We start from the raw sequence: 7,534 nt of genomic DNA on the forward strand, positions 1-7,534 counted from the left end.
GATTCTGATTTTACTAACAAAATGGCTGCTCTAACGAGAAAACGTAATCACAAGATTGATGACTATATGCATAAAGCAAGCAGATATGTCATTGAGTATGCGGTTTCCATGGGAACAAATACTATTGTGGTCGGCCATAATAAAGAGTGGAAACAGGATTCCAAACTCAGCAAGGCCGTAAATCAGTCTTTTGTAGGGATACCTCAAAAGCGGTTTATAGAGATGGTACAGTACAAAGCTCAGGACATAGGATTAAATGTAATCCTGCAGGAAGAGTCTTATACAAGCGGTACAAGCTTCCTGGATAAAGAAGAACCTGTAAAAGCTAATTACAATAAGTCAAGACGGGTCTCAAGAGGATTATTTGTAAGTAATAATGGTATTAAGATAAACGCCGATATAAACGGCTCGTATCAGATACTAATGAAGGTATTCCCTAATGCGTTTGCAGAAGGGATAGAGGGTGTTGCGTTACACCCGGTTAGAGTAAACGTAGCGTAAGCTCGTTGACTAATAAATATTTTATTTATCAAAGTTCTTTAATATTAATTAACATTGATGAATAAAACAATAACGTAGGATGGCGAATTATATAAATGCTGTTTCAGGCATTTACACCAAATTATTCAAAGGTAAACGAATATATGGATTTTAAACACTTTAACTGCATAGTGGTATTCAATAAAGAAAAAGATTCAGTTCTTTTTTGCAAACGAATGAAAGATCCTTATAAGGGTCTTTACAACTTTGCAGGCGGAAAGGTTGAACCCGGAGAGTCCTCTGATAAAGCGGCATACCGTGAGCTTCAGGAAGAGACCGGAATAAGCGAAAAAGATATAGACCTGTATCGTTTAATGGATTTCACCTACTATCACCAGCAATTTGTCCTTGAAATATATGTTGGGATCCTTGAGAAGGATATTGATCTTCGGGAAGAGATAAATCCACTTGAATGGCTTAGTCTCGATCATGATTTTACGGACAGGACCCGCTTTGCTGGAGATCAGAACATCGGACATATCATAAATGTTGCGTTGATGTACCCTATTCCTGAAAAGACTACAGTGAATAATGAGGGATGTAATAACGAGGATGGTTGTAGAACAACTATAGAAGAATATTTTGACATCACGGATGAAAGAGGCTTTCCTATAGAGTTAAATAATGACATAAAGACCGACAGACCTATTAGGTGTTTTGTAAGTGAGAAATAATGAATAAAATCTTAAAAATGGTAGGATGTATTTTAAGCGGAATTATTTGTGTGACACTCATCTTATTGGTGTCATCTGATATTAAAACGAAACATACCCAGAATGATTATTCATCATTCTATACAAATTCATAAGTATGTAAAGAATACTGAGTTTATCGATATTATGTACGATACCCTGGCGTCAGGAAAAAAATACTATTTTTTCAGTGAGGAAAATTAGCAGTTAGAGTTTTATATACTGAAGAGTTCGATAACCTGTTTTATTTCTGTATTCATGCCAAAATATGCATTCGTTTCTCAACTATTAAGCATCCAGCTTTCAAATGAGCAGATGCTTTCATCTTTTTCGATAAATTCCTGAAGTTCTTTTTCAAGAAGTTCAATTGGTTCCAATAGTGCGACATTCGGAAAACGATTCTTAATTTCATAGCATATTCTTGGAGCAGGTGGCTCCATTAAACTGTGGAAAGTCAGTTCTGGATTGGAATGCATAGCACCCTGAATTACAGACATTGGTGCAATTGCCCAATTATCCGGATAATCCAGATACCGCTGGAGCATAGAGCCTGTGTTAACTGATATCAGAGGATATACACTTGGACTCCAATGTCTGTCATGCCACTGTTGATAGTCTGACCCCCACCGAAGAAATATCTCTTTTTCTACGGGGAGATCCTTACAGGAAATATTGTCTCCGTAATTACTTTTCTTATTGCAAATTAAATACATTAATTCCCTATAAACAGGAATTGTAATGACATCAGGATAAGAAATGGAAGAAAAAGCGAAACCGATGTCAGCTGTACGGTTTTGAACCAGGGAATATATCTCATTGGAATGGTAGGTCATGATCGAAAGTTTGACCATGGGATGATCTTCAAGGTGCTTTTGAAACATCGGGACCAATGTGTAGTTATTAACAGCATCAACGCTTGCAATATTCAATGATTTTATATCAGGAATGGACTTAAGATGCTGTGTATCTTTCCAAAGTGATGCCCATTGACTTGCGATAGGGATAAATGCCAAGCCGTAATTTGTCAGTTCTGCATTTCTCTGCCCCTTATGACGGATAAGCAGAGGCGTGCCCAGTTCGTCTTCTAATTGCTGAAGTCTGGAAGAGACTGTTGATTGAGATACAAAAAGGTATTTCGACGCAGCGGTTATATTCTTATAAGTTGCAACGATAAGAAATGTTTCTATCTGTTCGTAAGTCATTAGAATCTCCAAAACAAATTTAAAATATAAAAGTGGGGATGAAATAGTATTGGATTAAATATCTGATTTACCGATATATTAAATCAAATATATCTGTTTTACAACTTATTTTCCGAATGGTAGATTAGTCATAGAAAATAAAGAACCGGTTCAAATTATTCAAAAAGTAGAAAATGTTACGTGTAAAAAGGGAGATAGATATGACAATTCAATTTGATCTGATTCAAACGACGGGACTTGCAGTTCTGGTCTATATGCTTGGACGTTATATAAAGAGTAAAGTTGCTGTTTTTCAGAAATATTTTATTCCGGCACCGGTAATTGGTGGTTTGATATGCAGTATTTTGATTTTTATAGGTAAGAGTACAGGTTTATTTACTATTGAGATGACAAATACTCTGCAGGATTTCTTTATGAACCTGTTTTTTACAGGAACAGGTTTTACATGTAGTCTTGCTGTGCTGAAAAAATCAGGAAAACTTGGAGCAAAGCTTGCAGTAGGAGCAGTGATATTTTTATTTGTTCAGAATCTGGTGGGAGTCGGACTTTGTCAGGTTTTCGGGATCAATAAACTTCTGGGTATCGCAATGGGATCCATCTCAATGTCCGGTGGCGTAGGATCCGGAGCATCTTTTGGACCGACACTTGAAGAGTTGGGAGCTGTTGGTGGCACAACAATAGGTGTTGCGGCAGCAACCTTTGGACTGCTTCTTGGAAGTATTACCGGAGGCCCTGTGGCGGAACGTCTTATAAAAAAATATGATCTTAAGAGCTCAGGACAGTCGATGGCTGAAGAAAAGAAGAAGGTTTTTGAACTGAATCAAAAGAGTCTGTTTGACAGTGTTTTACTGCTTCTTCTTGCTGCATTTATAGGGTCTTATATTTCAGCGGCACTTAAGCTGACCGGACTCTCATTCCCTTATTACGTTGGCTGCCTTTTCGGAGGAGCGTTGGTGAGAAATATTGCGGATGCAAGAGGAATCGACCTCAGGATGCATGAAATTGATACCATATCAAACATTGCCCTTAATCTTTTCCTTTCCATGGCTCTTATGTCACTTGATATAGCAAAACTTGTTGACCTTGCACTTCCGATGATTGTGATACTTATATCTCAGGCAATCGTAATGGCCCTGTGGGCTACTTTTGTGACCTTTAATACCACAGGCAGGGATTATGATGCAGCGGTCATGGCTGCCGGACACTGTGGAGTAGGATTAGGACAGACTCCCAACGCTGTTGCCAATATGTCGGCAGTCATAGAGAAAAATGGTCCTGCACCAACCGCCTGGTTTGTGCTCCCGGTTGTAACAGTTATTTTCATAAATATTACAAACCCATTGATCATCACATTTTTCATAAACTGTTTCAAGTGATCGAATATACGAATGGAGAATAAACATGGAACTCACAGAAAGAATAAGAAATGACCTTTTAAAACTTCCTACAGGGAATATAGCTGATAATAATAATACAGTATCAAATCAGGGTGTTATGGATACCGGCATCAAACCCGTAAGTCCTAAAATGAAAATGATAGGAAGGGCTTATACTGCAAAGTGCTATCCGGGAGATAATCTGGCACTTCATCAGGCAATATACGGAGCGCAGCCGGGGGATGTGCTTGTGCTGGATCTTAACGGCTATTCTGAGGCAGGACACTTTGGCGACATAATGGCAACCGCATGTAAGTTACGGGGACTTGCCGGAGTCGTGATAGATGGAAGCTGCCGTGATTCAGAGGATATACGTGAGCTTGGTTTCCCGGTTTTTTCCAGGGGATTTAATCCTTCAGGGACGGTAAAGGAGAGCCTTGCAAAGCTTAACATACCTGTAAGTTGTGGAGGAGTGCAGGTAAATCCGGGGGACATCATATTTGGAGACTGTGATGGTATAGTTGTTGTTCCTCAAAACGTAGAAGATGAGGTATTTGAAAAAGCGTGTAAAAAATACGAGCACGAGAAGGAGATTATTCGGGAACTTGAATCAGGGAAAACCACCCTTGAAATATATAAATTTGATGAGTTGATTAAAAGCAAAACATATGGATGATGCAGTGGTATACTAAATACATGCATTTGAGCAGATAGCAGCATCCCTTGAAGGATGCACAGAGACTGTTGTTATCAGCTTCATTGATCTTTTTCCAAAAGTAAGGCGGAATGACAAAGCTCATAATCAAATAGAAAAAAAGGCTGTGAAAATGAGATATCATTTTTCACAGCCCCTACATATACCTTTTAATTACAGATTATTGCAGGCAGTTCCGTTAATGTTCCAGATTGCCGTCCATACCGCGCTCTGTTGCGGTTTTCATGGTTTCCTTGCCTGTTTCAGTAAGCTCTATGGTGTCCTCCGAAGCAGTGTAGCCTGCATTTTCAGCAGCTGCAGCACCGGCAAGTCTTCCGGATGTCAGAGAGAATCCAAGGCCTACACCTTCAACATTCTGGTATGCGCCAATAGAGATGCCGGAGACATTGTTACCTGTAGCATAAAGGTTCCTTATTGTCTTGTTCTGTTCATTCAGAACGTTGAGGTTCTCATCTGTATTGACACCGCCTAATGCGCCAAGGATGCCTGAATGACCCTTTGTAACATAGTATGGGCCTTCTGATACGGTATAAACAAGGGATTCTTTGGTCTTAAAAAATTCTGTATCCTCACCTGTTTCAACGGCTGTATTGTACTTAGCTATTGTTGCCTCTAGATCGTCTGCATCGCATCCGATGAATGCTGCAGCATCTTCTATTGTATCAAATACTCCGCCTTCTCCGGCTTCTGTGAGAAGCTCAAAACCTTTATTCCAGTCTTCCTTGGAAACAGTGGCATGATATATTGTGGGATCTCCGTTTTCATCGATTATGCCATAACGATCCCAGTAATGTACCCATGTACCGGTGTTCTCCTGAGATTCGTCTGTCCAACGATCGACAGTAGTCTGATCAACAATCGTATATACAACACCTCCCTGTGCAGCTACTGCAGAGGAGAATTCAACAGTATCTTTAAGAAGATCCTCATTCATGAAACGCTTGCCGCGACCATTCACCCAGAGGATCGGACTGTTCAATGTTAACTGGGAAACGATTTCATCTCCGGCATTAAGAGTTACAACACCATGGTTCATAGTAAGAAGTTCACCCTTTGCAGCTCCGATATCCCACATCATCTCAAGTCCAGGGAGTTTTGATCCTGCCAAAACCATGGAATTGTTGTAAAGTTCTTCACCGAGTGTTTCTTTCATAAGTTCAGGATTATTGGCAAAGGAACCGGTAGACATGATAACGGACTTTGCATTAACTATCAGTGTACCGCCATCACTTGTAGTGCACTTTGCACCTGTGACAGAACCTTCACCATCCATTATAAGTTCAGTAGCAGTTGTGCCGTAACGGATTTCAACACCGCTTCTTTCAAGGGATTCACCAATATATTTGAATGGATCAGCATTGTTCCATCTATGGTAAACAACTTCGTCGTCAAGATGTGCAATCTGCTGTGCCTGCTTGGAAAGGAAGAATCCTACACCATGATTCAGCATATAACTCACTGTATTCTTTGCTTCAGAAACAAAACGACTTATCAGAGAGGCATTACCAAGATAATCAGTTCTTTCCATGAGGTGGTTAAACCAGTACTCTTCATTTGTCTGTTCTCCGTTTTCACCGTATCGGTCAATTTGTTCAACAGAGCCTACCGCAAACATACCCTGTGCAGCATTACCCATGCCTCCAAGGGTCTCTGTTGCTTCAACACCTAATACAGAGGCCCCGGATTCTGCCGCCTTTAATGCAGCCAGGGAACCTGATGCACCCATTCCGATAACGAGAACATCAGTATCCACTGTTTCAGTTTCACCGGATGCAGTTTCTTTGGCCATAGAATTAACATCAAATCCGGCTTCAGACATTGCTTCCTTAACGGCTTCTGAAACAGCATTTCGTGTCATTGTGGCACCTGAAACCACATCAATATCATAGGTCTGACCGTCAACAACTTCCTTTGCAAGTCCGTCAGCGGCAGTTTTTCCATATCCGTCTGTCTGTGTTGAAGCATCAATATCAACACTTGTTATCTTGCCGTTTTCAACAGTAATGGTAACAGGTACTTCTCCATTACTGAAACCGGTGCCTACAGCACTGTAAGTTCCGTCAGTGACGGCAGATGAAGATACAGAAGTTGTTTCTGGTGCTGCTGCATCTGTTGCTTCCGTGGAAGCTGATCCGTTTTCTGTTGCAGCCGCAGAAGTTGTAGTGTTTACCGGAGGTGTAGAAGTCGCCGAGCATGCTGAAAGTGAGCTGCATGCGAGAGAAAAAGCAACCATTCCTCCAAGACCTTGAAGTTTCCAATTCTTACGTTTCATTTTGACATCCCTCTTTGGAATAATTAATAGATATAAACAAGTTTACTGATGTGTGATTTCTTTAACAATGCCCTTATCTTGGTTAAAATGTTCTCATAACTTAGTTGGATTGCTAGAAGTATGATAAGATAAGGGTATGAATAAAATTACTTTAAATGTCACGGGAAAAGGAATAACAGATTTCTTCACTATATTGCGGGCAGAACGAAGAACGGCCCTTATGTTTGCAGATCGCAGGTTCACTATGAGTAAGGGTGATCTGATACTAAGCCGTGAGAATATCAGATGGAATTGTGATACAGGATCAAATCTCAGTGTCCTTTCAATCCGGCGTGAGTTCTTTGACGGGCTTTTTGTCTCCCAGATTGCAGATTGCCGTATTATTTATGATTTTATACATGATGAATCAGAGAATAATGAATACCTGTATTTCTCCTGTCATGAAGACCAGAATGTGCTTGTTGCCTTTAGTGCATTGGAACAGGAACTAAAGCAAACCGATTCTCATCATGAGAAAATGATGCACCTTTTACTGGTTGCAATCGTTACTGAGCTTGACCGTGCCAGAGAGAACTCATTAATCGTTCCGAACAGCACCATGGTTTCCCAGAATCGTTTTGGAAAACTCATGAAGTATATGGGAGATCATTTTAATGAATGCACACTGGCTGAAGTTGCTGAAAAATATGGCTATAACCCGGATTATCTTAGTGTCAGATTTAAGATGATCACAGGTA

Annotated in this window: 7 protein-coding genes; 5 read left to right on the forward strand and 2 right to left on the reverse strand. The window is 40.2% G+C overall.

Annotated features, from left to right (window positions below):
• Both T515_RS15350 and T515_RS15355 read left to right on the forward strand, forming a co-directional pair.
• A partial coding sequence (locus T515_RS15350; protein WP_036613135.1) for an IS200/IS605 family accessory protein TnpB-related protein occupies positions 1-501 on the forward strand: 501 nt, incomplete at its 5' end.
• A gap of 143 nt (positions 502-644) precedes the next feature.
• Complete coding sequence (locus T515_RS15355) at positions 645-1,214, forward strand: NUDIX hydrolase (RefSeq protein WP_081832864.1); 570 nt, start codon at positions 645-647, stop codon at positions 1,212-1,214.
• A 299-nt stretch (positions 1,215-1,513) separates the two neighbouring features.
• On the opposite strand, the gene T515_RS15360 is transcribed toward T515_RS15355, so the two are convergent.
• Positions 1,514-2,434 carry a LysR family transcriptional regulator gene (locus tag T515_RS15360; protein ID WP_036613137.1) on the reverse strand — a complete coding sequence of 307 codons (921 nt, stop codon included), beginning with the start codon at positions 2,432-2,434 and terminating at the stop codon, positions 1,514-1,516.
• A gap of 200 nt (positions 2,435-2,634) precedes the next feature.
• On the opposite strand from T515_RS15360, the gene gltS reads away from it, so the two are divergent.
• Both gltS and T515_RS15370 read left to right on the forward strand, forming a co-directional pair.
• The gene (gene gltS / locus T515_RS15365) at positions 2,635-3,810 is read left to right on the forward strand and encodes a sodium/glutamate symporter (RefSeq protein WP_036613138.1); all 1,176 of its coding nucleotides are present in this window, start codon (positions 2,635-2,637) and stop codon (positions 3,808-3,810) included.
• A gap of 25 nt (positions 3,811-3,835) precedes the next feature.
• The gene (locus T515_RS15370) at positions 3,836-4,486 is read left to right on the forward strand and encodes a 4-carboxy-4-hydroxy-2-oxoadipate aldolase/oxaloacetate decarboxylase (RefSeq protein WP_036613140.1); all 651 of its coding nucleotides are present in this window, start codon (positions 3,836-3,838) and stop codon (positions 4,484-4,486) included.
• Between the two features lie 217 nt (positions 4,487-4,703).
• Here the strand turns inward: T515_RS15370 and T515_RS15375 are convergent, their stop codons facing one another.
• The gene (locus tag T515_RS15375) at positions 4,704-6,797 is read right to left on the reverse strand and encodes an FAD-dependent oxidoreductase (protein ID WP_036613141.1); all 2,094 of its coding nucleotides are present in this window, start codon (positions 6,795-6,797) and stop codon (positions 4,704-4,706) included.
• A 244-nt stretch (positions 6,798-7,041) separates the two neighbouring features.
• Here T515_RS15375 and T515_RS15380 point away from each other — a divergent pair.
• A partial coding sequence (locus T515_RS15380; RefSeq protein WP_036613142.1) for a hypothetical protein occupies positions 7,042-7,534 on the forward strand: 493 nt, incomplete at its 3' end.

The organism is Oribacterium sp. P6A1 (assembly GCF_000702885.1).
Taxonomy (GTDB): domain Bacteria; phylum Bacillota; class Clostridia; order Lachnospirales; family Lachnospiraceae; genus Oribacterium.

Bases quoted from the DNA above. Each gene is read 5' to 3' on its own strand.
- T515_RS15370 (WP_036613140.1), top strand. From the start codon at position 3,836: ATGGAACTCACAGAAAGAATAAGAAATGACCTTTTAAAACTTCCTACA.
- T515_RS15355 (WP_081832864.1), top strand. From the start codon at position 645: ATGGATTTTAAACACTTTAACTGCATAGTGGTATTCAATAAAGAAAAA.
- T515_RS15360 (WP_036613137.1), bottom strand. From the start codon at position 2,434: ATGACTTACGAACAGATAGAAACATTTCTTATCGTTGCAACTTATAAG.
- T515_RS15375 (WP_036613141.1), bottom strand. From the start codon at position 6,797: ATGAAACGTAAGAATTGGAAACTTCAAGGTCTTGGAGGAATGGTTGCT.
- gltS (WP_036613138.1), top strand. From the start codon at position 2,635: ATGACAATTCAATTTGATCTGATTCAAACGACGGGACTTGCAGTTCTG.